At 66.3% G+C, this 25,987-nt stretch carries 21 protein-coding genes and 5 tRNA genes; 18 read left to right on the forward strand and 8 right to left on the reverse strand.

Annotated elements, in window-relative coordinates; genetic code table 11:
- Nucleotides 1-5: 5 nt before the first annotated feature.
- From AC3WT6_RS07080 to AC3WT6_RS07160, 17 genes are all read left to right on the forward strand, one after another.
- Nucleotides 6-863, forward strand: coding sequence for a hypothetical protein (locus tag AC3WT6_RS07080; RefSeq protein ID WP_492652886.1), 858 nt, complete (start codon nucleotides 6-8; stop codon nucleotides 861-863).
- 10 nt (nucleotides 864-873) lie between these two features.
- Nucleotides 874-1,971: a 3-isopropylmalate dehydrogenase gene (gene leuB, locus AC3WT6_RS07085; protein WP_492652887.1), complete on the forward strand. Its 1,098-nt coding sequence runs from the start codon at nucleotides 874-876 to the stop codon at nucleotides 1,969-1,971.
- Between the two features lie 24 nt (nucleotides 1,972-1,995).
- The gene (gene asd / locus AC3WT6_RS07090) at nucleotides 1,996-3,111 is read left to right on the forward strand and encodes an aspartate-semialdehyde dehydrogenase (protein ID WP_492652888.1); all 1,116 of its coding nucleotides are present in this window, start codon (nucleotides 1,996-1,998) and stop codon (nucleotides 3,109-3,111) included.
- The gene (locus AC3WT6_RS07095) at nucleotides 3,108-4,124 is read left to right on the forward strand and encodes an aspartate-semialdehyde dehydrogenase (protein ID WP_492652889.1); all 1,017 of its coding nucleotides are present in this window, start codon (nucleotides 3,108-3,110) and stop codon (nucleotides 4,122-4,124) included. Before asd ends, AC3WT6_RS07095 begins: the two co-directional genes overlap by 4 nt.
- 227 nt (nucleotides 4,125-4,351) lie before the next feature.
- Nucleotides 4,352-7,276, forward strand: coding sequence for a FimV/HubP family polar landmark protein (locus AC3WT6_RS07100; protein ID WP_492652890.1), 2,925 nt, complete (start codon nucleotides 4,352-4,354; stop codon nucleotides 7,274-7,276).
- A gap of 71 nt (nucleotides 7,277-7,347) precedes the next feature.
- Complete coding sequence (truA, locus tag AC3WT6_RS07105) at nucleotides 7,348-8,142, forward strand: tRNA pseudouridine(38-40) synthase TruA (protein WP_492652891.1); 795 nt, start codon at nucleotides 7,348-7,350, stop codon at nucleotides 8,140-8,142.
- Entirely contained in the window at nucleotides 8,139-8,801 is a 663-nt protein-coding gene (locus AC3WT6_RS07110) for a phosphoribosylanthranilate isomerase (RefSeq protein WP_492652892.1), read from the forward strand. Before truA ends, AC3WT6_RS07110 begins: the two co-directional genes overlap by 4 nt.
- Before the next feature lie 7 nt (nucleotides 8,802-8,808).
- Complete coding sequence (gene trpB / locus AC3WT6_RS07115; RefSeq protein ID WP_492652893.1) at nucleotides 8,809-10,017, forward strand: tryptophan synthase subunit beta; 1,209 nt, start codon at nucleotides 8,809-8,811, stop codon at nucleotides 10,015-10,017.
- Nucleotides 10,018-10,074: 57 nt separating this feature from the next.
- Nucleotides 10,075-10,887: a tryptophan synthase subunit alpha gene (trpA, locus tag AC3WT6_RS07120; RefSeq protein ID WP_492652894.1), complete on the forward strand. Its 813-nt coding sequence runs from the start codon at nucleotides 10,075-10,077 to the stop codon at nucleotides 10,885-10,887.
- Entirely contained in the window at nucleotides 10,884-11,753 is an 870-nt protein-coding gene (accD, locus tag AC3WT6_RS07125; protein WP_492652895.1) for an acetyl-CoA carboxylase, carboxyltransferase subunit beta, read from the forward strand. Before trpA ends, accD begins: the two co-directional genes overlap by 4 nt.
- Nucleotides 11,743-13,005, forward strand: coding sequence for a bifunctional tetrahydrofolate synthase/dihydrofolate synthase (gene folC, locus AC3WT6_RS07130; protein WP_492652896.1), 1,263 nt, complete (start codon nucleotides 11,743-11,745; stop codon nucleotides 13,003-13,005). Before accD ends, folC begins: the two co-directional genes overlap by 11 nt.
- A gap of 8 nt (nucleotides 13,006-13,013) precedes the next feature.
- A complete protein-coding gene (locus AC3WT6_RS07135; RefSeq protein WP_492652897.1) occupies nucleotides 13,014-13,667 on the forward strand; it encodes an SPOR domain-containing protein in 654 nt (217 codons plus the stop codon).
- A gap of 48 nt (nucleotides 13,668-13,715) precedes the next feature.
- Nucleotides 13,716-13,791: transfer RNA gene (locus AC3WT6_RS07140), tRNA-Thr, on the forward strand.
- Nucleotides 13,792-13,835: 44 nt separating this feature from the next.
- Nucleotides 13,836-13,923, forward strand: a tRNA-Ser gene (locus AC3WT6_RS07145).
- Between the two features lie 19 nt (nucleotides 13,924-13,942).
- Nucleotides 13,943-14,019 (forward strand) — tRNA-Arg (locus AC3WT6_RS07150).
- 36 nt (nucleotides 14,020-14,055) lie between these two features.
- A tRNA-His gene (locus AC3WT6_RS07155) sits at nucleotides 14,056-14,131 on the forward strand.
- 17 nt (nucleotides 14,132-14,148) lie between these two features.
- A tRNA-Lys gene (locus AC3WT6_RS07160) sits at nucleotides 14,149-14,223 on the forward strand.
- A gap of 182 nt (nucleotides 14,224-14,405) precedes the next feature.
- On the opposite strand, the gene AC3WT6_RS07165 is transcribed toward AC3WT6_RS07160, so the two are convergent.
- From AC3WT6_RS07165 to AC3WT6_RS07185, 5 genes are all read right to left on the reverse strand, one after another.
- Nucleotides 14,406-15,293, reverse strand: a complete 888-nt coding sequence (locus AC3WT6_RS07165) for a tyrosine-type recombinase/integrase (RefSeq protein ID WP_492652898.1) — start codon at nucleotides 15,291-15,293, stop codon at nucleotides 14,406-14,408.
- A 127-nt stretch (nucleotides 15,294-15,420) separates the two neighbouring features.
- A complete protein-coding gene (locus AC3WT6_RS07170; RefSeq protein WP_492652899.1) occupies nucleotides 15,421-16,095 on the reverse strand; it encodes an IncC plasmid conjugative DNA transfer DtrJ family protein in 675 nt (224 codons plus the stop codon).
- Entirely contained in the window at nucleotides 16,088-18,124 is a 2,037-nt protein-coding gene (gene traD, locus AC3WT6_RS07175) for a type IV conjugative transfer system coupling protein TraD (RefSeq protein WP_492652900.1), read from the reverse strand. The genes AC3WT6_RS07170 and traD overlap by 8 nt, the downstream gene beginning before the upstream one ends.
- A 12-nt stretch (nucleotides 18,125-18,136) precedes the next feature.
- On the reverse strand, nucleotides 18,137-19,792 hold the full coding sequence (gene mobH / locus AC3WT6_RS07180; RefSeq protein ID WP_492652901.1) for a MobH family relaxase: 1,656 nt from the start codon (nucleotides 19,790-19,792) through the stop codon (nucleotides 18,137-18,139).
- 92 nt (nucleotides 19,793-19,884) lie between these two features.
- Nucleotides 19,885-20,268 (reverse strand): hypothetical protein, encoded by a 384-nt coding sequence (locus tag AC3WT6_RS07185; protein ID WP_492652902.1) that lies wholly within the window; start codon nucleotides 20,266-20,268, stop codon nucleotides 19,885-19,887.
- A 240-nt stretch (nucleotides 20,269-20,508) separates the two neighbouring features.
- Between AC3WT6_RS07185 and AC3WT6_RS07190 the strand changes: the two genes are divergently transcribed.
- The gene (locus tag AC3WT6_RS07190) at nucleotides 20,509-20,775 is read left to right on the forward strand and encodes a hypothetical protein (RefSeq protein WP_492652903.1); all 267 of its coding nucleotides are present in this window, start codon (nucleotides 20,509-20,511) and stop codon (nucleotides 20,773-20,775) included.
- Here AC3WT6_RS07190 and AC3WT6_RS07195 read toward each other — a convergent pair.
- The 3 genes from AC3WT6_RS07195 to AC3WT6_RS07205 are packed head-to-tail and all read right to left on the reverse strand — an operon-like array spanning nucleotide 20,772 to nucleotide 25,984.
- The gene (locus tag AC3WT6_RS07195) at nucleotides 20,772-23,615 is read right to left on the reverse strand and encodes a conjugal transfer protein TraG N-terminal domain-containing protein (RefSeq protein WP_492652904.1); all 2,844 of its coding nucleotides are present in this window, start codon (nucleotides 23,613-23,615) and stop codon (nucleotides 20,772-20,774) included. The two genes, AC3WT6_RS07190 and AC3WT6_RS07195, sit on opposite strands and share 4 nt — an antisense overlap.
- A gap of 9 nt (nucleotides 23,616-23,624) precedes the next feature.
- Nucleotides 23,625-25,028 (reverse strand): conjugal transfer protein TraH, encoded by a 1,404-nt coding sequence (locus AC3WT6_RS07200; protein WP_492652905.1) that lies wholly within the window; start codon nucleotides 25,026-25,028, stop codon nucleotides 23,625-23,627.
- Entirely contained in the window at nucleotides 25,025-25,984 is a 960-nt protein-coding gene (locus AC3WT6_RS07205) for a conjugal transfer protein TraF (protein ID WP_492652906.1), read from the reverse strand. Before AC3WT6_RS07205 ends, AC3WT6_RS07200 begins: the two co-directional genes overlap by 4 nt.
- Between the last annotated feature and the right edge of the window lie 3 nt (nucleotides 25,985-25,987).

The raw sequence follows: 25,987 nt of genomic DNA on the forward strand, positions 1-25,987 counted from the left end.
TCCTCATGCGCCTCTCCGCCCTGCTCGCCGCCCTGCTGCTGGTTTCCACCGCGCAGGCGGCGCCGACCGCCAGCTGGACGCTCAATGGCTTCGACCAGCCGCAGTCGGCGGTCTATGCCAGCCAGCAGAAGCTGATCTACGTCGCCAACGTCGATGGCGAGCTGCTGGCCAAGGACGGCAAGGGCTATCTCAGCCAGGTGTCGCCGGAAGGCCGGCTGCTGAAGAAGCGCTGGCTGGGCGGCCTCAACGCGCCCAAGGGCCTGGGCTATTACTACGGCCTGCTCTACGTCGCCGATCTCGACGAGTTGCTGGAAATCGACACCGGCAATGGCCGGGTCAAGCGCCGCTTCAAGGCCAGCGGAACGCGCTCGCTGACCGATGTCGCGGTGGCCGGCAACGGCGTGGTCTACGTCTCCGACGCCCAGGGCAATGCCATCTGGCGGCTGTCCGGCGATAGCTTCAGCCAGATCGTCAAGGACGCCGCCCTGCAGACCCCGCACGGCCTGGCGCTCGACAAGGGCCAGCTGGTGGTGGCGAGCTGGGGCCGGGAAGCGCAGGGCGAGACGCCGGCCGAGCAGAGCTGGCTGCAGGCCGTCGACCTCGGTAGCCGCGCCATCCAGCCGCGCTTCGCGCCGATCCCGTTCGGCAACCTCGACGGCCTGGCCGCCGACGGCAAGGGCGGCTACTACGTCAGCGATTTCGCACTCGGCAATCTCTTTCACGTTGCGGCCGACGGCGAGGTGCGCCTCTGGCTGCCGCTGGAACAGGGCATCGCCGACCTCGCCATCCTGCCCGGCAAGGGCCTGCTGGTTCCCAACCTGAGCGCCGGCACGCTCAGCCTCTATCCCCTCGACAAGCCATAGAGCTTACGCAATGACTGCCAAGATTCTGCTGCTCCCCGGTGACGGCCTCGGCCCCGAAGTGGTCGCTGAAGCCGAGAAGGTGCTCGCCGCCCTGCGTGACCGCCACGGTCTCGACGTGAGCTGGGAGTACGGTCTGATCGGCGGCGCCGGTTACGACGCCCACGGCGAGCCGTTGCCGGCCGTTACCTTGGAGCAGGCACGCGGCGCCGATGCCATCCTGCTCGGTGCCGTCGGCGGCCCCAAGTACGACACCCTGCCCAAGGACAAGCGGCCGGAACGCGGCCTGCTCGGCATCCGTGCCGCGCTCGGCCTCTACGCCAACCTGCGTCCGGCGCTGCTCTACAAGGAGCTGGCCGGCGCGTCCTCGCTGAAGCCCGAACTGGTAGCCGGTCTGGACATCCTGATCGTCCGCGAGCTGACCGGCGGCATCTACTTCGGCAAGCGCAGCAGCGCCGTGTTCGAGAACTATTCGGTGGGCAGCCACACCGTCGCCAAGGCGCGCGTCGCCAGCGATACCGAGGCCTATTCCGACTTCGAGATCGAGCGCATCGTCCGCACCGCCTTCGAGGCCGCGCGCCTGCGCGGCAAGAAGCTCTGCTCGGTGGACAAGGCCAATGTGCTGGAGTCCAGCCAGCTCTGGCGCGAGGTGGTGCTGGAGGTGGCCAAGGACTATCCCGATGTCGAGGTTTCCCACCTCTACGTCGACAACGCCGCCATGCAGCTGGTGCGCGCGCCCAAGCAGTTCGACGTGATCGTCACCAACAACATCTTCGGCGACATCTTGAGCGACATCGCCGCCCAGCTCACCGGCTCCATCGGCATGCTGCCCTCGGCCTCGATGAATGCGCAGGGGCAGGGGCTCTACGAACCCATCCACGGCAGCGCGCCGGATATCGCCGGCAAGGGCATCGCCAATCCGCTGGCGACCATCCTCTCGCTGGCCATGCTGCTGCGCTATTCGCTCAAGCGTGGCGATCTCGCCGACAAGCTCGAGCAGGCGGTGCAGCAGGTGCTGGCCTCGGGCCTGCGCACCGGCGACATCGCCGCCCCGGGCGAGGCCAAGGTCGGCACCAAGGCCATGGGCGACGCGGTCATCGAGCGCCTCTAAGCAAACCATTCAGGAAGCAGAACGATGTTGAGAGTCGGATTCGTCGGTTGGCGCGGCATGGTCGGTTCCGTGCTGATGCAGCGCATGCAGGAAGAGCGCGACTTCGCGCTCATCGAGCCGCAGTTCTTCACCACCAGCAATGTCGGCGGCCAGGCGCCCGCCATCGGCAAGGCCTCGCCGGCGCTGCAGGACGCCAATGACCTCAAGGCGCTGGCCGCGCTGGACGTGATCGTCTCCTGCCAGGGCGGCGACTACACCAGCGCCGTCTACGGCCCGCTGCGCGCGGCCGGCTGGAAGGGCTACTGGATCGACGCCGCCTCGACCCTGCGCATGCAGGACCACGCGGTGATCATCCTCGACCCGGTCAACCGCGAGGTGATCGACCGCGCGCTCGACGCCGGCACCAAGGACTACATCGGCGGCAACTGCACGGTCAGCCTGATGCTGATGGCGCTCGGCGGCCTGTTCCGCGAGGGCCTGGTCGAGTGGCTGAGCGCGATGACCTACCAGGCCGCCTCCGGCGCCGGGGCGCAGAACATGCGCGAGCTGATCGCGCAGATGGGACGGGTGCACGCGGCGGTCGCCCCCGAGCTGGCCGACCCGGCCAGCGCCATCCTCGACATCGACGCCAAGGTCGCCGCCACCCTGCGCAGCGCCGACTTCCCGACCCAGAACTTCGGCGTGCCGCTGGCCGGCAGCCTGATCCCCTGGATCGACAAGCAGCTCGACAGCGGGCAGTCCAAGGAAGAGTGGAAGGGGCAGGCCGAAACCAACAAGATCCTCGGCCGCTCCGCGCAGCCGATCCCGGTTGATGGTATCTGTGTGCGCATCGGCGCCATGCGCTGCCACTCGCAGGCGCTCACCATCAAGCTCAACAAGGACGTACCGCTCGCCGACCTGGAGCACCTGATCCGCGGCGCCAACGACTGGGTGCGGCTGATCCCCAACGAGAAGGAAATCTCGGTGCGCGAGCTGACCCCGGCCGCCGTCGGCGGCAAGCTGCAGGTGCCGGTCGGTCGTCTGCGCAAGCTCAATATGGGCCCGCAGTACCTGGGCGCCTTCACCTGTGGCGACCAGCTGCTGTGGGGTGCGGCCGAGCCGCTGCGGCGCATGTTGCGCATCCTCGTCGAGCGGGCATGAGCGCCCGCTACCGGGTCGCCGTACTCGGTGCCGACACCGCCGTCGGCGAGGTTCTGCTGGATCTCTTGATTGACCGCCGCTTTCCCAGCGCGGAGATTCTCGCCCTCGCCCTGGCGCCGACGCAGGGCGCGGTGGTGCAGGCCGGCGGCGAGGAATGGGACCTAAGCCCGGCCGACAGCTGCGACTACCACGCCGTGCAACTGGTGTTTCTCGCCTACGGTGCCGACCTGGACGCCGCGCTGCTGGCGCGCATCAGCGCCGCCGGCTGCTGCCTGATTGATGCCGCCGGTGCCTTGCGCAACGCGCCGGAGGTGCCGCTGCTGGTGCCGGAGATCAATTCCGAACTGCTGTCCGACTATGGCCGTGACCGCCGGCTGTCGGCGCCAGGTGCTTTGAGCATCGCCCTGGCGCTGGCCCTGGCGCCCTTGCACCGCGCCGCCGGCTTGAAGTCGGTGCAGCTGTCCAGCTACCAGGCGGTGTCGGCCCTGGGCCGGGAGGCGGTGGAGGAACTGGCCCAGCAGACCCGCCAGCTGCTGACTTTCCAGCCGGTCAGCCACCGGGTGTTCGGCCAGCAGATCGCCTTCAACTGCCTGCCGGTGATCGGCCGGCTCGATGCCGAGGGGCATAGTCAGGAAGAGCTGGATCTGGTGCGGGAAACCCGCCAGCTGCTGAACGCGCCGGAGCTGGCGATCGGCGTCACCGCCGTGCAGGTGCCAGTGTTCTACGGCCATGCCGCAGCCGTGCATATTCAGACCGAGCGGCCGCTGGAACTCGACGCGGCGCGTCGCCTGCTGGAGTCGGCGCCCGGACTATGCCTGTCCGAGGGAGTGGAATATCCCACCCAGATCGGCCAGGCCTCGGGCGAGGACGCGGTCTTCATCGGCCGTTTGCGCCGCGACCTGCCACCGGCGAACGGCTTCAGTTTCTGGCTGGTGACCGACAATCTGCGCAAGGGCGCGGCCCTCAACGCGGTGCAGATCGCCGAGGCGCTGGTCGAGCGGAATCTGCTGTAGATCGGCCGGCCCTGGTCCGGAGGTGCCAGCCGCGCCGGGAAAGAGCGCTTCCGGCGTCGTTGATTGGCGCGAGAACAATAGGTTATAAAACAGCTTAGCGCCGGATTTTCATGCATTACTCTCACATTGCCCGGCGCCGGATATGTGGTCTTGGCGGGGTTTAGGGAGCGGTTATGCGACGCACATTCGCGCGGGTTCGGGGTCTGGCTGCGGCAGCGGCTACGGCCGTGCTCGTCCACACGACCGCGGCGCAGGCCCTGGGTCTGGGCGAAATCAATGTTGATTCGCTGTTGAATCAGCGCTTCTCCGCCGTGATCCCACTCTACGAGATCGACGCCGAGGACCTCGAAACCCTGAGCCTGAGTCTGGCCCCCGCCGAGGCCTTTGATCGCGCCGGGCTGGAGCGCTCCGACTATCTGTCGAGCCTGGAGTTCGTGATCAAGAACGACCAGGGACGTCCGCGCGTAGTGATCACCAGTTCGCAGATCGCCCACGAGCCGGTGATGAACCTGCTGGTGCAGGCGCGCTGGTCGGGCGGCAAGCTGATGCGCGAATACACCGTGCTGCTGGACCCGCCACAGCTGGCGTTGCCAGTGGTTAGCAAGCCGGTCAAGGAAGCCAAGCCCGCTGTTCCGCCGCCGCTGCTGGCACCGGCGGCGGTGGTCGCACCTGCCGCCGCTCCGCCGCCGCTGGCAGCGCCCAAGCCCGCGCCGCCGCCGGCAAAGACGGAAACCGAGTTCTACGAAACCAGCACCGAGGTGGCCCCTCGTCCCGCCGCCAAGCCGGCCGCCGCGCCGGTACGCAAGCCGGAGGCCGCCAGTGCCGCCGCCGCGCCGGCCATCAGTGGCCCAAGCTATGGGCCGGTGCAGGCCCAGGAAACCCTGTGGAGCATCGCCAGCCGCCTGCGCCCCGACGCCTCGGTGAGCATGGACCAGGTGATGTACGCCCTGGCCCTGGCCAATCCCAAGACCATTCAGCGTGGCACCACGGTCAACAAGGGCGCGCTACTCAACGTTCCCCTGCTGCCGGCGATGGCGGCGTACACGCCGGCCGAAGCCAAGGCCGGTCTCGCCGCGCTACGCAAGCCGGCTGGCGGTCTGCCCAAGGCTGAGAAGCCGGAGAAAGCCGCCGCCGCACCGGTCGTCAGCAAGCCCAGCCCGCCAGCGAAGCCGCAGGCCGCTCCCAGCAAGGCCGAGGTCAAGCCTGAGGTCAAGGCCGAGCCTGCGATCAGCAAACCGGCCGCTCCGGTGGCAGCGCCGCCGGCAATCAAACCCAGCGAACCACCGCCGGCCGCGGCGAGCGCCGCACCGACCAAGCCCCTGGTGAAGTCGGTGGCCGAGGCCTTCCCCTCGGCGGTCAAGCCGGAAGCGGCAAAGACCTTGCCCTCAGCGCCGCCGCCAGCATCCGCCGCCACGCCCGCTCCGGCCGCCAGGATCGAAGCGACGCCGGAGGTAAAGCCGGCCGCGCCCGCCGTCGAGCCCAGCCTGACTACGGCGGCGGCGACGACTGCTGCCGCGGCCATCAAACCCGAGACCTCTGCTTCGGCTGCGCCCACGGCGGAGACGCCCGCTACGGCGCCGACCGCGGAGCCGGTCGTCGAGCCGCCCCCGCCGCCGCCTAGCACGCCGGCCCTGGCGCAACCGCTGCCGGCCGAGGAAGAAGAGGGCGGCATCCTCGAACTGCTGTCCGCCTGGGCGCTGCCGCTGGGCGGTCTGCTGGCCCTGATCCTGATCGGCATGGTCGGCTCCCGCGCGCTGACCGCCCGTCGTGGCGGCAAAAAGGCTACGCCCAGCGCCCCCGAAAGCCCGCGCGCCGCTACCGCCGCTGCTGCGGTGGCCGCAACGGCGGCGGCTGGCAGCAAGCTCGGAGACACCCAGGTCGACGCCACTCGCGGCGCGCCGGCGCCGAACATGGAGCAGACGCAGGCAATCACCCAGAGCTTCGACAGCGGCAACGAGGGCACCAAGCCCTCGGCGTTCGAGTCGACGCTGGTGATCCAGCCGGAAATGGCGGCGACGCTGCACAACGCGGTGCCGCAAACCCAGGTTGGTCAGAAGAAGACCGACTTCGACATGACCACCCAGCTGCAGGCGGAAACCCTGCACATCAATCTGGATGCCAACGACCCGATTTCCGAGGCCGATTTCCATCTCGCCTACGGGCTCTACGACGAGGCGATCCTGCTGCTCAAGCAGGCGCTGGGCAAGACGCCGGACCGCGACGATGTGCGGGTGAAGCTGGCGGAAACCTATTTCGCCGCCGGCAAGCCGCTGGAATTCCAGCTGCTGGCCGAAGAACTCAAGCCGCGGCTGAGCCCGGCGGAGTGGGGCAAGATCGCGATCATGGGCTCGCAGCTGTGCCCGGGCGTGGCCTTGTTCAAGTCCGATGCCGGCGCCGAACTGGCGGCCGACTTCGACCTGGGCTTTGACGAGCCGGACCTGTCGCTGCCGCCGGAACCCATCCAGTCGATTCCCGCCGCGATCTCGCCGCCGCCTTCGCCGCTGCCGCCGCCGGTCGCGATCGAGTCGCCGTCGCTGGATCTGGCGCCACTGGAGCTGCCGGACGTGGCGATTCCGCCGCTGGCTGAGGTGCCGCCGGTGACTCCCAGCCCGGTGGAATTCAAGCTGGAGCTGGACCCGGCGCTGGTCGGCGACGTCAAGGACATCCCCGAGGAAGATCCGGATTCCATTGACTTCATGCTGGGCCAGAGCATCACCCCGCTGGGTGCCGCCAGTGCCTCGCCGCCGCCGGCGCTGGACAGCAATCTGCTGGAGTTCGACCTCGACAGTTCGATGAACTCCTCACCCGCCCACGCCAAGGTCAAGGCGCCGGGTGTGGTCGACGAGCTGCCGGGCTTGGACTTGCAGCTGTCGCTCTCCGGCGATGCGCCGCAGTCCTCGCTGGCGCCCGCCTCCCGGGCAACGCCGGAGCCGGAGCTGGATCTCGCCGATTTCGAGATCAGCCTGACGCCGCGCGAAATGGATGCCGGCTCGGTCGAGGATGAGTTCAATACCAAGCTCGATCTCGCTCGCGCCTATGTCGAGATGGGCGACAACGAGATGGCACGCGGCCTGCTGCAGGAAGTCCAGCAACAGGGCAGCGCCGTGCAGAAGAGCGAGGCCAGCAATCTGCTGGAACGCCTGCCGGCCTAGGGTCCCCGCGCCGGCCAGCCCTTACAAGGTCGGCCGGCCTTCGCCACGCAAGCACTAGCACTTTAAGTCCGATGCCGCGTTGGGCCGCACGCGTTGAATACCAGGGTGGCGCCTACGCCGGCTGGCAGCGGCTGTCGCATATCCGCAGCGTGCAGGGCGAGCTGGAACAGGCCCTGTCGACCATCGCCGACCATCCGGTGCAGGTCTTCGCCGCCGGCCGCACCGATGCCGGCGTGCACGGTCTGGGGCAGGTGGTGCACTTCGACAGCCCGGCACCGCGCACGCCGCTGGCCTGGTTGCTGGGCGGCAATGTCCATCTGCCCGACGACATCGCCTTGCGCTGGGTGCAGCCGGTGCCTGACAGCTTTCACGCCCGCTATCAGGCGCTGGCACGACGCTACCGTTATGTGTTTCTCAACTCGCGCGCTCGTTCGGCCCTGTTGGCGGGGCGGGTGACGTTCTGGCCGCGTCCGCTCGACGCGGCAACGATGCACGCGGCGGCACAGGCGCTGCTGGGCGAGCGCGACTTCTCCGCCTTCCGCGACTCCGAGTGCCAGTCACCGACGCCGTTCCGCAATGTCAGTGCGGTGCACGTCTGGCGCCACGATGAGTTCGTGGTGATGGACATTCGCGCCAACGCCTTTCTGCACCACATGGTGCGCAACATCGCCGGCTCGCTGGCCGAGGTGGGGCAGGGCAAGCAGCCGCCCGAATGGCTGGCCGAAGTGCTGGCCTTGCGTCAGCGGCGGTTGGCAGGCATGACCGCGCCGGCCGATGGCCTGTACTTCGTAGGCCCCGAATACGCGCCGGAATTCGGCCTGCCGGCACCGCCGGAACCCTGGTTTCCGGCGACAATAGTGGTATGAGCAGAGGCCGTACTCCCAGCAAAACCCGCATCAAGTTCTGTGGCATCACCCGCCTGGAAGACGCCTTGCTGGCGGCGGAGCTGGGAGTCGATCTGATCGGTTTCGTGCTGGTGCCGGGCAGCCCGCGGCAACTGAGCCTCGAAGCCGCCACCGCGATCCGCCGCGCCCTGCCGCCCGGGCCGCTCGCCGTCGCGCTGCTGCAGAACCCCGAGACCGAGGTGATCTCCGCGGTGCGCGCGCAGCTGGCCCCGGATCTGCTGCAATTCCACGGCAACGAGCCTGCCAGCCTGGTGCGTGGCGCAGGCCTGCCCTACATCCGCGCGGTGCCGATGGGCGAGCCGCAGCGCTGGGCGGACTGGGAGCATGACTATCCTGACGCCTGGGCACTGCTCGCCGACAGCCATGGCCGCCAGGGCGGCGGTGGCACCGGCACCGGCTTTGCCTGGTCGGAGCTACCGGCGCCGGAAGAGCGCCAGCGGCCGCTGATCCTGGCTGGCGGCTTGCGCCCAGAGACGGTGGCCGAGGCAGTACGGCAGGTGCGCCCCTGGGGAGTGGATGTCAGCAGCGGCATCGAGGCCGCGAAAGGCATCAAGGATGCCCTTAAAATGCGCGCCTTCGTCGCGGCGGTCCGCGCCGCCGACGCCCAGCTGGATTCCTGATAAAGACATGGTTTACGACTACGCCCAGTTCCCCGATGCCCGCGGTCATTTCGGGGCCTATGGCGGGCGCTTTGTCGCCGAAACCCTGATGGAACCGCTGCGCCAGCTGGAAGAAGCCTATGCGCGGCTTAAAAACGATCCCGAGTTCCTGGCCGAACTGGACCGCGACTACACCCATTACGTCGGCCGGCCCAGCCCGCTGTATCACGCCGAGCGCCTGAGCCAGGCCTGGGGTGGGGCGCAGATCTGGCTCAAGCGCGAGGACCTCAACCACACCGGCGCGCACAAGATCAACAACACCATCGGCCAGGCGCTGCTGGCCAAGCATCTGGGCAAGACCCGGATCATCGCCGAGACCGGCGCCGGCCAGCACGGTGTGGCCTCCGCGACCATCGCCGCGCGGCTGGGGCTGAAGTGCGTGGTCTACATGGGGGTCGATGATGTCGAGCGCCAGTCGCCGAACGTCTACCGCATGAAGCTCCTGGGCGCCGAAGTAGTGCCGGTGACCAGCGGCACCCGCACGCTCAAGGACGCCCTCAACGAAGCGCTGCGCGACTGGGTCACCAATGTCGACGACACCTTCTACGTGATCGGCACTGTCGCCGGCCCTCATCCGTACCCGATGCTGGTGCGCGACTTCAACAGCATCGTCGGCCGCGAGCTGATCGGCCAGAGCCGGGCGCAGATCGGCCGCCTGCCCGATGCCCTGGTCGCCTGCGTCGGTGGCGGCTCCAATGCCATTGGCATGTTCCATCCGCTGCTGTCGTTCGAGGAGGTCGCCATGTACGGCGTCGAGGCGGGCGGCGAGGGCATTGCCACCGGCCATCATGCCGCGCCCCTGACTGCCGGCCAGCCCGGCGTCCTTCACGGCAACCGCACCTATGTAATGGCTGACGAGGACGGCCAGATCATCGGCACCCACAGCATTTCCGCTGGGCTCGACTACCCCGGCGTCGGCCCCGAGCACGCCTGGCTCAAGGACATCGGCCGGGTCAACTACGTCTCGGCCACCGATACCGAAGCGATGGCGGCCTTCTACGAACTGACCCGCCGCGAGGGCATCATCCCGGCACTGGAATCCAGCCACGCCGTGGCCCATGCCAAGAAGCTGGCGCCGACTTTGGGCAGTGATCGCCATATCGTGATCAACCTCTCCGGCCGGGGTGACAAGGACATCTTCACCATTGCCAAGCGCGAAGGTATTTCGCTGACCTGACCGCCCCCGGTTTCCAGAGCCGCCGCCCGCGGCCCGGCTACACCACCCGTATCCCGCATGAGCCGTTTGCAGAAACAACTCGCCGACCTCAAGGCCCAGGGCCGCAAGGCGCTGATCCCGTTCATCACCGGTGGCGATCCGGCGCCGGCGCATACGGTGGCGCTGATGCACGCCCTGGTGGCGGGCGGTGCCGACGTGATCGAGTTGGGCATGCCGTTTTCCGATCCCATGGCCGACGGTCCCACCATCCAGCTGGCCTGCGAACGCGCACTCGCCGCCGGCACCACCGTCACCAAGCTGTTGGAGTTGGTGCGCGAGTTCCGCCGCAGCAACCAGACCACGCCGGTGGTGCTGATGGGGTATCTCAATCCGATCATGCATCGCGGCGTCGACAAGTTTGCCGAGCAGGCGCGCGATGCCGGCGTTGATGGCGTGCTGATCGTTGACTTGGCGGTGGAGGAAACCCCGGAATTCGCACCGCTGTTCCGCGCCGCCGGGTTGGACATGATCTTTCTGCTGGCGCCGACCAGCTCGGCGGCGCGCATCCGTGCCGTCGCCGCGGTTGGCAGTGGCTACCTCTATTACGTCTCGCTTAAGGGCGTGACCGGCGCCGCGACCTTGGATGTCGTCGGCGTCGCCCACAAGCTGGCGGAAATCCGGCAGTACACCGCGCTGCCCCTGGCGGTCGGCTTCGGCATTCGCGACGCCGCCAGTGCCGCCGCCGTCGGCCGGGTCGCGGACGGGGTAGTGGTGGGGTCCGCCCTGGTTTCCGAGATCGAAAAGCACGCCGCCACGCCGGAGGTGCTACCGGCGCTGCTCACGGCTAAACTCGGAGCCATCCGCAAGGCCCTAGACGAGATTTCCCCATGAGCTGGCTCGACAAGATTTCCGGTTCCCGTCTGCTCACTGAAGGCGTCCGCCGCAAGAGCGTGCCGGAAGGCCTGTGGACCAAGTGCGAGAGCTGCCAGTCGGTGCTCTATCGCGCCGAGCTGGAACGCACCCTGGAAGTCTGCCCCAAGTGCAGCGCCCACCGACCGATTGGCGCCCGCGCGCGCCTGCACCACTTCCTCGACCCGGAGCCGCGCATCGAGATCGCTGCCGGCATCAAGTCGGTCGATCCCTTGGGTTTCAAAGACAGCCGCAAATACACCGAGCGCCTGAGTGAAGCGATCGACGACTCGCAGGAAAACGATGCGCTGATCGTGATGCGCGGCCAGCTGATGGGTCTGCCGCTGGTCACCGCGGCCTTCGAGTTCAGCTTCATGGGCGGCTCCATGGGTTCGGTGGTCGGCGAAAAGTTCGTGCGCGGCGTCAACACCTGCCTGGATCACGGCATCCCGCTGGTGTGCTTCGCCGCCTCCGGTGGCGCGCGCATGCAGGAGTCGCTGTTCTCGCTGATGCAGATGGCCAAGACCAGCGCGGCGCTGGCGAAGATGCACGAGCGCGGCCTGCCGTTCATCTCGGTGCTGACCCATCCGACCATGGGCGGCGTTTCCGCCAGCTTTGCGATGCTCGGCGATCTGCACATCGCCGAGCCTAACGCCCTGATCGGTTTTGCCGGCCCGCGCGTCATCGAACAGACCGTGCGCGAGAAGCTGCCGGAAGGTTTCCAGCGTGCGGAATTCCTCAAGGACAAGGGCGCCATCGACCTGATCGTCGATCGCCGCGACATGCGCGAGCGGCTGTACAAGCTGCTGTCCATGCTCACGCACTTCAAGCCGCCGCTTGCCGCCTGAAGCCACCGCAAGCTGGTCCCTGGACGATTGGCTGCGCTATCAGGAGCGCCTGCATCCGGCCGCCATCGAGCTGGGGCTGAACCGGGTCGCCAGGGTCGCCGACCGCCTTGGCCTGCGCCGATCACCGCCGGTCACACTGACCATCGGCGGCACCAATGGCAAAGGCTCGACCACCACGCTGCTGGCGCTGATCTACCGACAGGCCGGCTACCGCGTCGGCGCCTACACCTCGCCACACCTCTACCGCTACAACGAGCGGGTAGCGATAAACGGTGCGCCAGCCGGAGATGAGGCGCTGTGCCGGGCTTTTCTGGCGGTGGAGGCGGCCCGGGCAGGGGAGTCGCTGACCTATTTCGAATTCGGCACGCTCGCCGCGCTGTACTTGTTCCGCGAAGCGGCGGTCGAGGTGCAGGTACTGGAGGTTGGCCTGGGTGGGCGCCTGGATGCGGTCAACATCCTTGATGCCGATCTCGCCCTGGTCACCAACATCGGCCTCGACCATCGCGACTGGCTGGGGCCGGATCGGGAATCCATCGGCGCCGAGAAAGCCGGTATCTTCCGCGCACAGCGCCCTGCCGTCTGCGTGGACGCCGCGCCGCCGGCGAGTCTGTTGAAGGCAGCGGCCGATTTGCAGATTCCCTTGCAGCGCTGGGATCGGCAGGACTTTGGCGCCCAGCACAGCAGCGCAGGTTGGCATTGGCAGGGGGCTGGCCGCGAGCTTCGCGATCTGCCACTGCCGGGACTGCCGGGTGAACACCAGCTGCTCAACGCCGCCGGCGCCATCGCCGCCATCGAATCCCTACAAGCGGTATTGCCGGTCAGCGACGCGGCCATTCGAGCCGCCTTGCCGGCCTTGCGCCTGGCCGGGCGCTTGGAGCGCCGCGCTGATCTGCTGCTGGATGTAGCCCACAACGCCGAGGCCGCCGAGGTGCTAGCTGCCTACCTTGATCACCAGTACCACGGACGAAAGCTGCACTGGCTGGTAGGCATGTTGGCCGACAAGCCGGTGGAACGCATTGCCGAAATCCTCGCACCGCACATAGCCCAGGCCTGGGTCTGTGATCTGCCGCCGCCGCGTGGACTGTCCGCGAACGAGCTGACGCGCCGCTTGAACACGGTTGGCATCAGCGCCGTGGCTTGCGGAAGCGCTGACAACACTCTGGCGGCGGCACGAAGTCATTCGCAGGAGGGGCTGCCGATCCTCGCCTGCGGTTCCTTCCTTACCATTGCCGCACTCGAAGCCTTACTCTGAACCCCATCATGAGCAGCCCGACCGAACCCGAAGTATCGACTGCTGAAATCATCAAGCGGCGCCTGCTTGGTCTCCTGGTATTGCTGGCGGTGGTGTTTGGTCTGAGCGTGCTGCTGCGTGGCCTCGGCGGTCCGACGGCAGACGAGAGCAAGCTTCAAACCGTCGTGGTGCCCTTGGGCGGCAGTGAACTGCCCGCTACCGATACCGCCACGATACTGGCCGCACCGGAGCCAGAAGAGGCCGTTGCAGAAGACGCGCCGACAGAACCCGCGTCACCAGCTGCGGTAGCCCCCGCGCCGATCAGCAAGCCTACGACCAGCGCACCCGTGCCCAAGCTCGCGCCGCCGAAACCCGCCAAGCCACCGGCGGTCACGCCGAAGGAAAAGGAAAAATCGACTGCCTCGACGAGCGAGTCGGCAAAGAAGAAAAATCGCTGGTACATCCTGCTTGGTTCGTTCAGCGATGCGGCCAATGCCCGCGCCTTGGCCCAGCGAGCAAAGAGTGCCGGTTTCAGTGTCGATGTCAGCCGGATTCAAACTGGTGGCAGCACGCTGAATCGCGTGCGGGTAGGGCCCTTCAAGAGCGAGTCGGAAGCACAGAGCGCACGCGCCACGCTAATCGTCGAAGGGCTCACCGGTGCCAAGCTGCAGAAGGAACCCTAGGCACGAGAATCTATCGAGTGCAGGGGCGATCCGTTATCATAGGCGGATGCCGAAATAGCTCAGTCGGTAGAGCGACTGATTCGTAATCAGTAGGTCGGAGGTTCGATTCCTCTTTTCGGCACCAGCTACACCAGTCTCAAGGCAGTGTGACCCCAGGCTTGCGATCCCGGAGAGGTGGCAGAGTGGTCTATTGCGGCGGTCTTGAAAACCGCTGACGGGCAACCGTCCGGGGGTTCGAATCCCTCCCTCTCCGCCATTGCTACGATTGTCGGTACGCGCCCGTAGCTCAGTCGGATAGAGCAACTGCCTTCTAAGCAGTCGGTCGGGGGTTCGATTCCCTCCGGGCGCACCAAATTTGAAAAGAGGTTTGATACAATAGCGGTCTACGGTGGCCGTAGCTCAGTTGGTAGAGTCCCAGATTGTGATTCTGGTTGTCGCGGGTTCGAGCCCCGTCGGTCACCCCAGATAAAAGTTTCAAAGCGGGTTGCTAGCTCAATGGTAGAGCAGCTGACTCTTAATCAGTAGGTTCGGGGTTCGAGTCCCTGGCAGCCCACCAATCCTTCGCAGCTTCAACTCTCAAACCCGGCGCTCAACACGCCGGGTTTTTCTTTTGAGCTTGAGGCACGAAGGAGTCCTCCCCTTCATGCTTCCCGTACAGTCTTCCGGCCCGCTTCTCCAGCCTAGAAAACTCAACAGAATCGCCACCTTGACGCCAGTGTTGATCTGGTCACTGGCAGGCTACTCCCGCGAGACAGTAGCGTCAACAAAGCCGCGCGCGGGCTTACGGGCACGGAGATTGGTCATCAGGTCGCGCATCTCATCCATGTCCGGGTGGACGTAGCAGAATGTCGTGCGCACGTCCCGATGGCCGAGGATGCGCTGGAGCGTCTTGATCCGCCCTGTCCTCGCCAGCTCGGTGGCGAAGGTGTGGCGCACCTTGTGCGGGCTGGCCTTGAAGCCGTGATGCTTCTGGAGCGCGCGGAAAAAGTTGGCCAGATGCCACTCGTTCATCTCCTTCAGCGCCGGGTTGCGGCGGCGGCGAAGGAACAGAGTCACGTTGAACACCTGCCCGTGACTCAGGTAGTCCTCGCCGGTCACGGCCCTGGTCTTGGCCTGGAGCACACGGATGTCGGCGGCCAGCTCCTTCATCATCGGCACCGACCATTCGCGCCGTGTCTTGCTGGTCTTCGAGCGCAGGGTGATCTGGCCGTTCTCAAAATCGAAGTCGGGCCAGCGCAGGCCCAGCAGCTGCCGTCGCCGAATGCCGGTCATGTAGAGGGTGCGCAGCACCGCGAGCCAGAACCACGGCGGATCAACATCGCCGCCCTCGCGCCCCAAGGCAGCCAGGATGTCGTTGAGGCGGTCAATGTTGACGGTCTTCGGCAACACCTCCTCCACCGGCTCCGACGACAGCTCCCAGGGGTTTTCCGCGATCAGCTTCTTGGTGACGGCATAGCGCAACAGCACCTGCACATGCCGGCGGTAGTTGTTCCAAGTCACGGCGCTGGCGCGCTCCAGAACTTTCTCGCGCCAGAGCACCTGCTTGTCAGTGTTCAGCTCGCTAGGACGGCTGACGGCCAAGTCCTCTTCCATCAGCCGGATGACCAGATCGAGCTGGCGATGCATGGCCGGACTCGTGCGGTGCAACCGGATGTAGTGGACGTAGATGTCGCGGAAGCTGTGACTGGGTTGTGCGTCGAACATGGTTCCACCCCTTTCTTGATGTGATAGGAACCCTACTGATCGCAATCAGCTACAAGTATTTTTTGAAGTAAGCGGTGGCAAATCGGATTCCGCTTGCAAAAACCAGCAGCAGCGGGGGCAGCACCCAGCGGGGGTTCATCGGGATGGGCGGCACCAGGTAAACCGCCGCTGTCAGCACCAGGCTATAGGCCACGGCCCGCTTGGCGCGGTGGTAGATGAAGCCGGATTCCCGACCACCACCCGTGCGCCTCAGAAACCAGGCGACGAGGCCATCCGCAAAGCCGCCCAGCGCAGCCAGGCTCAGCAACGGCAAGGTCAACACCAGGACAGCCAGCCGCGCCGAGAACAGTTGAAGGCCGGTGGCGGCGGATTCCCAGAACTCGCGAGTCCCGAGCACGAACTTGCGCATCAGTTCGTCGCCATCGGCCATCGGCGACGGATCAACCGCCCGGCGCAGCATGAAGTCGAAGCCCGGAGCCTCAAAAAGCACCCCATACAGCCCGTCGTGGATGGCATAGGCCAGCGGCGGGAAGCGTGAGTCGCCCAACTCCACCAGCAGCGCCCACTCCTGTTCCAGATTGGCTTGCAGGGCGGCGGCGCCGCGCGCCTGACCCTGTGGGTAGGGCCACAACGTGTAGAAGAGGTGGCTGACGAGGGTGAGCGCCAGCACGATCAGCGCCCATTTCAGCCACCAGAGCAGGCCAATCCAGCGGGTCTTATTCACTTGGGGCTTTACGGTGACGGTTCCGTGCCCAGGCGCGGATGGCCTCGACGCCGTCTGGCAAAAGGGGATCGGCTCCGGCCAGTGGCAGACGCAGCTTGTAGAGGCGTCCGCCATCGAGCAGCGCGAAGGCTTGGCCCTTCGGCAGCTGCACCAGGTCCGCAGGTTGCAGCATCTCCGCCTCCACCTCGGTCACGCGATCCGCGTTGGCGGAGGTGAAATCGGTGGCGGTCTCCGGGTCGTTGTCGTCGGTGCTGCGGCTCTCTGCCAGCTTTGTATAGACGCGCACCTTCGGAAGCTGGGTGGTGAGGAACTCGGCGGTTTCCTCGTTCTTCACCCGCAACATGATGAGGCTGTTGAGGTTGCCGGAGATCTGCCCGGCCTTTGCCGGATCGCCGATGCCCGCCTCGATGTCGGACGCCGTCTGCGTGTAGGCCGTGATCTGCATCCCCGCGCCACCGCCCTTGTTGAGCAGGGGAATGAACTCGTTGCCAACCAGCTCGTTGAACTCGTCGGCGTGGATGCAGACCTTGCCGCGCTGATGCCCCGGCACCTCCGGCAGGCCGTGGGTATCGCCGAACTTGTAGAGCGAACCCGCCACCGAGGTGAGATCGGCAAACATCGAATTGCCGACCGCGCTGGCCACCTCGGTATCGGAGAGCGCATCCAGCCCCACATAGACCACACCCCGCTGGCGGATGACGCGCATCCAGTCCAGCACCGGCCGCTGGTCGGAAAGATCGCCGTAGTCCGGCGTCAGCAGGCTGCCCGCGCGGCCACTGGTGAGTTTTTCCAGCAGCGGCAGCAGGCTGGCGGTCAGCTTATCGAAATAGGTCTTGTCGTATTCAAAGGCGCTGCGCAGGCCATCGGCTACCGGCTCGTAGAGGCCGCGCTCTTTCGCAAAGCGCACCATCGCAATGGCGCGCGGATCGCGCCCGCGCAGTGCTATCGGCAGGTTCTTCTCGTTCACATTTGCAGCGATGGTGGCGACCGCCTCGCGCCAATCCGCCGGGCCGTTCGTGCGGAACCACAGCTCGTGATATTCGATCAGCAGCGGCTCGATGTGGGTCACATAGCGGGCGATGTCGGCATAGGCGGGCTTGCGGCCCAGACCCACCAGCGCCCTCGCTACGATGTTGGTGAAGCGCCAGGCGAACTCGCGGAAGGCGGCCGAGTTGCCTTCGGACGGGAGCTGCGTGGCGATGCGCGAGGCCACCTCCGTGATGCGCCCGAACTCACCGACCGGGTTGTAGCGTTCCGAGAACTCCGGGTAGCCGAGGTGGAAGATGTGGAGCTGCTCCAGCCGCCCCGTGCGCTGGCATTCCGCGAACATGCGCCGGAGCAGGTCGAGATCGCCCTTCGGGTCGAAGACGATGACGGTTTCGCCCCGGCGGATGTCCTGGGCCACCAGCAGCTCCGCCAGCCGGGTCTTGCCGACACGGGTGGTGCCCAGCACTAGGGTGTGCGCCACGCGGTCGCCCAAGTCCATCCAGACTTCGCGCTCGTCTTCCAGTCCCACGCCGTGCAGGCAGGCGTTGCCACCCACTGGCGGCAGCGGGCGCAGCGGGTTCCAGCGGCTGTCGCGGCGCGTCAGACGCGCCAGTGGTTCCAGCCAGGGCCGGGCTTCTGCGGCTAGCTCTAGTTCCCTGGCCACCCGATACAGCGGCCCCGGATCGAGCCAGCGGCGCTTGGCCGGGTCGAGAGTCTCGATCAATCGCTGACTGTGCCGCTGATCCCAGCGGAAGCCCCGGCCCAGGAACAGCTTGCTGCGCGAAACCGGAATAGCGTCGGCATCGAGCCCGTAGCGCGGCAGCTGCCTCAGATTGGCCCGGTAGCGCAGGATTCTCAGCCCCTGCCAGCCGCGCCAGAGCGATAGGACGCCGAATACTCCAGCGGTTGCGCTGGCAAGGTCAGGCATGACTGGAATCAGCTGGCCTGCGTCTTTCCAGAGCGCGATGGCGGTGGCTCCCAGCACCACCGCCGGGAAGAACTCGAAGGCTGGCCGCAGCCGGTTGTCGAAATACTCACTCATCGGCAGTCGGCCTCAAGGTGTTTCCACTGGAAACACTTCCGGGCGGCCTGCTGCCGCCAGCTCACCCGGCTCCGTCGCCCGATGCAGCACCGGATTGACGCGAGGCACGGCGATGCCGAGCAAGCCTTCCGGATCGGGCAGCAGCAAACCACGGAGCAAGGCCCCCGACTTCTTCTCGCCCACCACGCGATACGTCCAGATGTTGGTGTCCTGCGCGGTCTTGCGGTGCAGGCGCAGCTTCAGCAGCTTCTTCTGGGCCGACTCCCAGCCGCTGACCCCGGCAAAGTCGCGGAACACCGCCGGTGAGACGAGGAACAGGCCTTCCTCGACGTAGTGAACTCGTGCATCGGCAGTATTGGCCTTGAGTCGCCCGCCGACGATGCCTTCTCGCAGCCAGCTCAGGAAATCGCTGGGGGGATGGCGTGCGTTAGATTCACCCTCCGTGTCGTCGGGACTGTCTTCGCCCGACGCTGCTCCTGGAACCGTTTCTGTGAATCTCTGCTCCTTGTTCGGCGCTTGTGGTTCGGCTACTGCGGCAGATTCCGCCGTCGCAAGCCTCTCGGATGCTTCGCCCGAGACAACACCTTCGGCGTCTGTGGCAGCGCCCGACTCCGGGATCACACGGCCTTCAAACGCGGCGGGCCGGGCCTCGGTATCGGGCCAGAGGCGCGAGAGCGGCACGCGCAGCAGTGTCAGGCTTACCGACCAGCTTCCCTGCTCGATGGTGGCATTCCAGATCGCGCGCTCCCCGTTGCGCGTGACGATACCGTGGCTTTGCAGCTCGTCCATCAGCCGGTCATTGCGGCTGGGCACGCCGCCTTGTCCCTCACTCAGCAGATGCTCGCGCAGCGCATCCAGCGCCCGCTTGCTCACCAGCCAGAGTGCGTCGTCGGCCACCCAGCCGCCCGCACCGGGTTTATTGAGCGGCAAGCGTCCCTGATCCACGAGATAACGCAGGCCAGTAGCCATGCGTTCCGCCAGCGGTTTAGCACCGCTCGCGTTCTGGCGCTGTGGCATGGTGCCCGTGAGATCGGCCGCGACGGACAGACCATCCGCCGAACGCACCAGCTTGCCCAGATCGCCCGCCAGCGCCTCATCACCACCCGCCAGCGTGGCCAGCCAGGACTCGAAAACATCGAGATCCGCCGCCAGCCATCGCAGGCCTGCGGCAGGCACGATGTGATGGGCCAGCATCAGCGGCAACCGTGCATGAAGCCGATAGCGCCGTCCGCGCCGAAAGCTCGCCGAATAGCTTGCCGCAGGGGCGGTCATCGCCCCGGCCAGCGCATCCCACTGGCCCAGGGCCTTGTCCGATACATCGAACAGCAGCACCTGCTGATCGCAGAGCGGCTTGCCGATGTCGTGCAGCAGGGCGGCGGTCGCCGTTGCATACGTCCATACATCCTGCTTCTCGGCCAGCTCCTCGGCGCTCGCGCCGGAAGGCAGCAGGATGCCTCGCCGTAAGGTCAAGGCGTGCAGCACGGCTTGCAGCCCGTGCGCGAGCATCCCGCCCGGTTCGCTGTGGTGGTGCGCCTCCGAGGCTGGAAGCGACTGCACGAAGGCTGCGTAGCTGCTCAGCAACGGCTGATACAGCGCCGCCCAGTGCGCCTGCGGCACGCCGACTTGTTGCCGGATCGCAGCGATCACCGCGTCGTGCGCTTCGATCAACCGGATTCCGGGTTGAACCGAATGCCGCCGCAACGGCGACGGGTGCCCAGATTCACTTGGCATTGTTGGCGGGGCCGCGCCCAGCCAGCGGCTCAGAAGCCCCATGAGCGCAACCATTCCAGGGTTTCAGGAATCGGCGGATGGAGTTCGACATCGAGCCAGAACAGCACGCCGCCCTGGCGGGCCTCAAACTGCTCCAGGGATTCCTTCAGCGGGTGCCACACCTCAGGGCCGCTTGCCGAACCCACCCGGTAGCGGAACGCGGGAAGCCCAACGCAGACCTGCATCAGCAAGACGCGCGCATCGTCCTGAGTCAGGCTTGAGCACCGTTCGATGTGCTGGAGCAGCAGGCGCTCGGCGTGTTCGTCGGCGTTATCGAACGCCCTCGCCATGCCACCCGTGCGCTCGATCAGCCAAAGCAGTGGCGGTGCCAGCGAGCGCAAGCCCAAGCCGTCCAGTTTCTCGATGATGGCCATCCGTCACGCCTCCTCCGACGATTCTCGGACCCTCGGAAAGCCACCGCGACTGGAAACCATCCGTCGCGCGCGGTGGGTTTCTACCGCCCTTTTCATCACGCGCGCGGGATGGCCATTTAGGGTAGGGCCATTCCCCTTCGCTGAGCCCCTACCGTTCGCAAGTCATGGACTGAAGCAGCCCCTTACGGCATGTGCCTTTGCCCCTTGCAGGCTTGCGGCAAGAGGCGGAGGATTCGGCCTATGAAGCTCAGCCTCCTCACTGTCTGCGACACCGCACTGGCGCTGCTGCTGGTGGCCTTTTGCTGGGGTGTGGGCGGTGCCTGGCTCGCGGTTCCTGCGGCGGGTCTGGCGATCTGGGCGCTGCGCAAACGCAGCGACGCACGCGGATTGCCGAGCGAACGCGCGGAAGAATTGCGCAGAGTCCGCGAGCGGCTCGACAAGGACATGCGCGACCCCTCTGGAATCGCTCCGGCTTCAGCCTGGTTCGATCCCCGTTTGCGCCCTTAACGGCGATCTGGCCCAAGCAGTTTGTCGGGGATGTCGCTGAACTTGTCCACGTAGGGCACCACTTTGCCCGCGCCATCGAGGGCGGTGCCCAGCAAGCCCTGATTGGGCGAATCGGCTTCGGCCTCGACACGTTCCCGTAGCGGCTCGCCACCGACGCGCGTCTTGCTGTCGCCACTCTGCGCCTGTGCGCCGAGTGCCGCCCGGCGATCCTCCACGCTTGCGGCAGTGCCAGTGGTCTGATCCAGCACTTCCGCTTTCTCCTGCGCAACACTGATCTCGCGCGCGGTCTGCACATCCCGGCGGTAGGACTGATCCTGAGCCACGATCTCGCCCCGGCCGCGCTGATCCAGCGTCTCGATCTGGTTGCGCCCTCGCGCCGCGAGGTCGCCAGACTCCGGTGCTGACTTGATGCCAGCGATTTCACCCGCCTCGTCCCTGGCGAAGTCGCGCGCCGCGCGCAGCACGGTTTCGCGGTCGGCATCGCTGCCCATCTGCGCACGTTGCAGCACACGGTCGGCGGACATCGTGTCGCCACCGGCGACGACTTCGGCGAGGTATTGCCGGAATGGGTTGTTGAGGTCGGTGGTGAGAGAGACACCAGAGGAGTCCACTCGCTCGCGCGCCGTGGTGAATGTTTCAGCGCGTTCGAGGCTGGCCTGGGCCGTGCGCCGCAGGTCTTCGCTGGCCTGAAAGCTAGCTTGCACCTGATCTAGCCCGGACTGGCTGGCTTCGCCCCGGAAACTCGATGACATCCTGTTGGTGGCGTCCTGAGCTTCGCCATATTGCTGGCTGTAGCCAGTGTCCTGCACGAACTGCTGTGCGCGCTTGAAGACCTCGCTGTCGGTGGCCTGGCTGGTGCCGCGAATGCCGACCTGTCCGCTCAAATCCACAGGATTGACCAGTTTCAGCAGACCCGGCTGCGCCACGGACAGAGTGGCCAGTCCCAGCACCTGCGCGGCCTGCTCCTCGCGCAGACCATTCTCCTTAGCAAACTGCTGAGTCAGCTTCTGCACCTCGTCCGTCTGCTTCGAGGCACTCGCCGAAAGCCCGGAGTCGAACTGCTGAGCGAAGCCCTGGCTGTTGTTGATCTGCTCGGCAACAGAGGTGAGGTTCTGGTAGGCCGCAGCGGTGGCGGTGGTGAATGCGGCGATATCGTTGCGCGCCGCCTTCACCGACTCGGCCTGCTGGGCGCTCAAGGATTCGCGCATGGCCTGGTCTATGCCGACATTCACCGGCAGCTTGGACTCCGGGAAGCTGGTGTATTCGCCCGTCGGCGTGATGCTGCGCCGGATGCCGTCCGCACCTTGCATCTCCACCCCGCCGGTGGTGGTTCTGGGCGCGGTGTTTTGCGCCCACCAGCCTGCATTGCCGAAGCTGGTGTTGCCCAGCGAAAGATTCCCCGTGCTCGCCTCGCTCGCGCCCTGGCTCACCGGGCCTTCGTAGCTTTGCAGGATGCGCCCGCCAATCCCCGCAGCCACGGAACCGCTGAAGCTCACCAGCAGATACGCAATCATCGGGATCGAGAGCGTCAGATACCCGGCCAGAATCGCGTGATCGCTCATCACCTGCGCCAGTCCGGTGTAGTTGGCGAGCGACAGCACCGTCTCCGTCGTGCCCGTAGGCGTCACATAGTGCAGGCTCGCCTCGGCAGGCCAGCGGGTATAGACCGTAATGGCCCCGTGCAGCACCGCGTAGAGCGGTGCCCAGAGCTGCACCCAGAGAATCATCTTGAGATAGGACGCCGCGACCTTGTGCGCGACCGGCAGCATCAGCAGCAGTGCCACGATGGGAAACACGGCGTAGATGAAGGCTTCCATGATGTTGCGGATCAGCGGCAGCATCCGCGCCGCCAGCTCGCCCAACGCGCCATAGGCGGTGCGCCGCTCGGCCTCCGCGCGGGCCAGCGCGAAGTCCTGCGCGGCGGCGGGTGCGTCCACCTTCGCCGCCCAGGCGGAGACGCCGCGCTTCATCGAGTTGGCCAGCGCGTTCTCGCGGATGATCTGCTCGGCGGACAGCGAGAGCCCAGTGAGGAACTGGTAGCTCACGGGCATCGCGGCCGCGAAGCGGGTGACGGCGCTGTCCACCGAGTCCGCACGCACCAGCTGCGGGCCGTAGAAGCGTTGCGCCTTGTCGAGCGACTCCTGCACGTCCAGCGCCAGCGGGCCGCTGGTGGCGTCCATCGCCTCCTTGCAGATCAGCGTCGTGCGGCTTCCGCTTGCGGGCAAATAGGGAAAGGCGCGGACGGTAGAGGTGCGGTCCTGCACGAACAGCCAGAGCGAGTCATAGCCGCTGTGCCAGTAGAGGTCTTCCCAGGTGTAGCGCCCCAGCAGGATGTCGTAGAACACACACTGCTGCCAGAACTCGGCCAGGTTCTCCTGCGTGCGCACGTCGGTGATCTCGAAGTGCGTGCTCGCCTCCACCAGGCGCGAGCCGAACAGCAGGCCGTTGCCGGAGTAGCCCATCTCGTCGGGAAGCGCGAACAGCAGCTCAAAGCCGCGCGTGAGCCAGTCCCCGAATAGGCTGGACAGCCCGGCGGTCGCGGCCAGGCCCATCGGCACGTTGGAGACGACCGCCGACTGCGTGGGATCAATCCGGTCGGTGACGATGACGTTGGCGCGCGGCAGGATGAGGACGTAGAACGCCATGATGAAGCCCAGCAGCCAGGGCAGATTGATGGCCGATCCCTTGAACGCGGCCTGCACCAGCACCGCCAGCAGACCCGCCGTCGCAGCCGCCTTGAGCGCGGTGAGGTAGTCGCCGTTGTCGAGCATCGCTGCCACGGCGTTGAAGGTGACGCGCAGGAACTCCCCGCCGCCGTAGGTGAAGACCTCGAAGTCCATTGCTGCCGCTCAGCGTGCCGCCGACCACATCGCCGATTGCAGCACCGTGGGCGAAAGCCGCCCAACCAGGGCGCGTTCGTAGTCGCGGGCCTTGACCACGAAGTTGAGCGCGCGGTCGTAGTCCTCGCCGATCTTCTGCTGGCTTTGCGCGAGCTGCTGCCGCGCTTCGCGGATGTCGGCCTGGAACTGCGTCACCGCCTTGCCCTTGGTCTCCTCTAAGCCGCCCGCGCCATCGGCAATTTTCTTCAGCAGGTCGAGCAGGTAGGCGTGAACGATGTCCTTCGCAATCAGCTCAGAGAAGGTGGCGATCTCCGATTCCACATTGCCCGCGAAATAGGCCGTGGAGACCGTCAGAAACTTGTAAACCGGCAGGCTGGTGGCCTGGATCAGGCCGCGCTCCTCCTCGGTGGGCGGCGCGCTCTCGGTCGCGATTTTCTCGGCCAGGCTACGTAGCAGCAGACGAACCTTGCCATCGAGCGCCTGACTGGCTGGGATGTTGAGGTCGCTCTTGCTACCACCGAAGAGCACGCACTTGGTGGTATCCACCTCGGCGTCCTCGCAGCGGTAGATCTGCACTGTGCCGCCATTCAGCAAGGCGGCGATCAGCGGATCGCTGCCGCCCTGCGCGACCAGCTGCGATGGGATGACGCGAGTGGTGGTCTGCGGATCGGAACCGCCATCGCGGGTCGTCACCACGGTGCCGGTGATGTTCATCACCAGTTGAGCCACTTCGAGGTCGCTGCGGAAGAAGCTGTTCTTTATCATCGCCTGCCAGGCGATGTTTCCCTCGTGGAAGTTGATGTCGTCCTCGTCTGGATTGAGGGACGGCTTGTCGTTGGGGTTGTTGCGACACTTCACCTTCGCCGCGCCATAGTCCTCGCCGAGCTTGGACACACGTCGTGTGATGCACGCCTGTTCTTCCTGCCCCATGAGTTCGAGCGCGCCGCCGATGGCCGCACCCGCCGCCTGACAGGAGTCCATCGTGAACTGGTTAATCATCTGCGCCTTCTCTTGCAGCCAGGCAATGGTCTGCTCGATCTGCGGGCTGACCACTTTCATGGCGAGCATGAAGGCCAGCCCCTTCGCGTTCTGGCCGACCGTGCGCAGGAACTGCACGAACTGCTCGGCGTTGATGAAGCTGAAGCCGCCGGTATAGACATCAATGCCGCCGCAGCCGGCGCGGAAGCGCGGCATCTGCACTCCCACGAGCTGGAAGTCGCGCACCGGCGTGCGGGCATAGAGACCGCCGCCAGTGAAGTAACCCGCCTGCTGACCCTCGTAAACGCCGGGGCGCGTCACGTTCACATAGTTCATATCGTTGAAGAAGGCTTCGAGATCGCCACCGACGCCCGCTGCCACGGGCTGCGAGGCCAGCAGGCTGGCGGCGATCAGGGACAGGGCGAGGCGCTTCATGGCGGTGCTCCATTCAGGGCCAGGCCCTGGGTTTCCGGGGTGCTGCGAATCTGTTGGAGCGCCGTGTCCACGCGCTGTGCGAGTTCCGAGTAGCCGATGAAGCCAAAGCTCGCGGGCGCCACCGTGCGCTGGCGCGGCTCGATGAGATAGACGGCGGGCACGCTCTCCACCTTCAAAGCCGTCGCTGCCGCGTCATTGGTCTTGGGCTGCGGGAACTCCGGCAGCGTGCCGCCGTCGAGCGTGACGGCCACTACGCTGAAGCCGTAGCGTTCGGAAAAGGCTTTCAGCACTGGCGCGAATTGATGGCAGTAAGGGCAACTGCCCCGAAAGAAGAACATCAGACCGTAGTGCTGCGCGGCCTCGGTGAGGCGCTGGTCCAGCCCCTCGGCATCGGCGTCGGCGCGCACATAGGCGGCGCTGCCGGTGGGTGCGCGCAAGCTGTTATCGAGTGCCGGGGTTGTCCAGACCACCTGCTGCCAGGTGTCGGCGAAGCGTTCCGACTGCTCCATCAGGGCTTGATGTTGTTCCAGATAGGCAGCGACGTTCTGGCGCGTCGGTTCCAGAATCGCCAGCGCCTGGATGCGTTCCAGCCGCTCCCGCTGGCGCGCGATGCGCTTCAGAGGGTCGTTGGCATCCACATCGGGATCGGTGTCGCGGAATGGCGGCGGCGTCGGTGCCGCCGGCAGAGGAACCGGCGGTGATGGCTTAGCCGGGTCTCGATACCAGAACCAGCCATCTTCGCGCTCGCGGAAATAGGCCGGAGGCGGCGCTGGCTTGCCCTGTTCACTGGACAAGCCCTCGCGCATGGCAGGAGGCACCGGGATGGCGCGCTGAATCGCACCGCCGGGCCTGCGTTGCGCTTCGGCCTGCGGATCGCGCTGGGCGCAGGCGCGCTCCGGCCAGATGAGGGCGAGGCACAGCGTCAGCCCGACGAGGTAGGCATAGAGCCAGGGCAATAG

Source organism: Stagnimonas sp. FW305-C-60 (assembly GCF_058782965.1).

Bases quoted from the DNA above. Each gene is read 5' to 3' on its own strand.
- AC3WT6_RS07080 (WP_492652886.1), top strand. From the start codon at position 6: ATGCGCCTCTCCGCCCTGCTCGCCGCCCTGCTGCTGGTTTCCACCGCG.
- leuB (WP_492652887.1), top strand. From the start codon at position 874: ATGACTGCCAAGATTCTGCTGCTCCCCGGTGACGGCCTCGGCCCCGAA.
- asd (WP_492652888.1), top strand. From the start codon at position 1,996: ATGTTGAGAGTCGGATTCGTCGGTTGGCGCGGCATGGTCGGTTCCGTG.
- AC3WT6_RS07095 (WP_492652889.1), top strand. From the start codon at position 3,108: ATGAGCGCCCGCTACCGGGTCGCCGTACTCGGTGCCGACACCGCCGTC.
- truA (WP_492652891.1), top strand. From the start codon at position 7,348: ATGCCGCGTTGGGCCGCACGCGTTGAATACCAGGGTGGCGCCTACGCC.
- AC3WT6_RS07110 (WP_492652892.1), top strand. From the start codon at position 8,139: ATGAGCAGAGGCCGTACTCCCAGCAAAACCCGCATCAAGTTCTGTGGC.
- trpB (WP_492652893.1), top strand. From the start codon at position 8,809: ATGGTTTACGACTACGCCCAGTTCCCCGATGCCCGCGGTCATTTCGGG.
- trpA (WP_492652894.1), top strand. From the start codon at position 10,075: ATGAGCCGTTTGCAGAAACAACTCGCCGACCTCAAGGCCCAGGGCCGC.
- accD (WP_492652895.1), top strand. From the start codon at position 10,884: ATGAGCTGGCTCGACAAGATTTCCGGTTCCCGTCTGCTCACTGAAGGC.
- AC3WT6_RS07135 (WP_492652897.1), top strand. From the start codon at position 13,014: ATGAGCAGCCCGACCGAACCCGAAGTATCGACTGCTGAAATCATCAAG.
- AC3WT6_RS07165 (WP_492652898.1), bottom strand. From the start codon at position 15,293: ATGCATCGCCAGCTCGATCTGGTCATCCGGCTGATGGAAGAGGACTTG.
- traD (WP_492652900.1), bottom strand. From the start codon at position 18,124: ATGAGTGAGTATTTCGACAACCGGCTGCGGCCAGCCTTCGAGTTCTTC.
- AC3WT6_RS07185 (WP_492652902.1), bottom strand. From the start codon at position 20,268: ATGGCCATCATCGAGAAACTGGACGGCTTGGGCTTGCGCTCGCTGGCA.
- AC3WT6_RS07190 (WP_492652903.1), top strand. From the start codon at position 20,509: ATGAAGCTCAGCCTCCTCACTGTCTGCGACACCGCACTGGCGCTGCTG.
- AC3WT6_RS07195 (WP_492652904.1), bottom strand. From the start codon at position 23,615: ATGGACTTCGAGGTCTTCACCTACGGCGGCGGGGAGTTCCTGCGCGTC.
- AC3WT6_RS07200 (WP_492652905.1), bottom strand. From the start codon at position 25,028: ATGAAGCGCCTCGCCCTGTCCCTGATCGCCGCCAGCCTGCTGGCCTCG.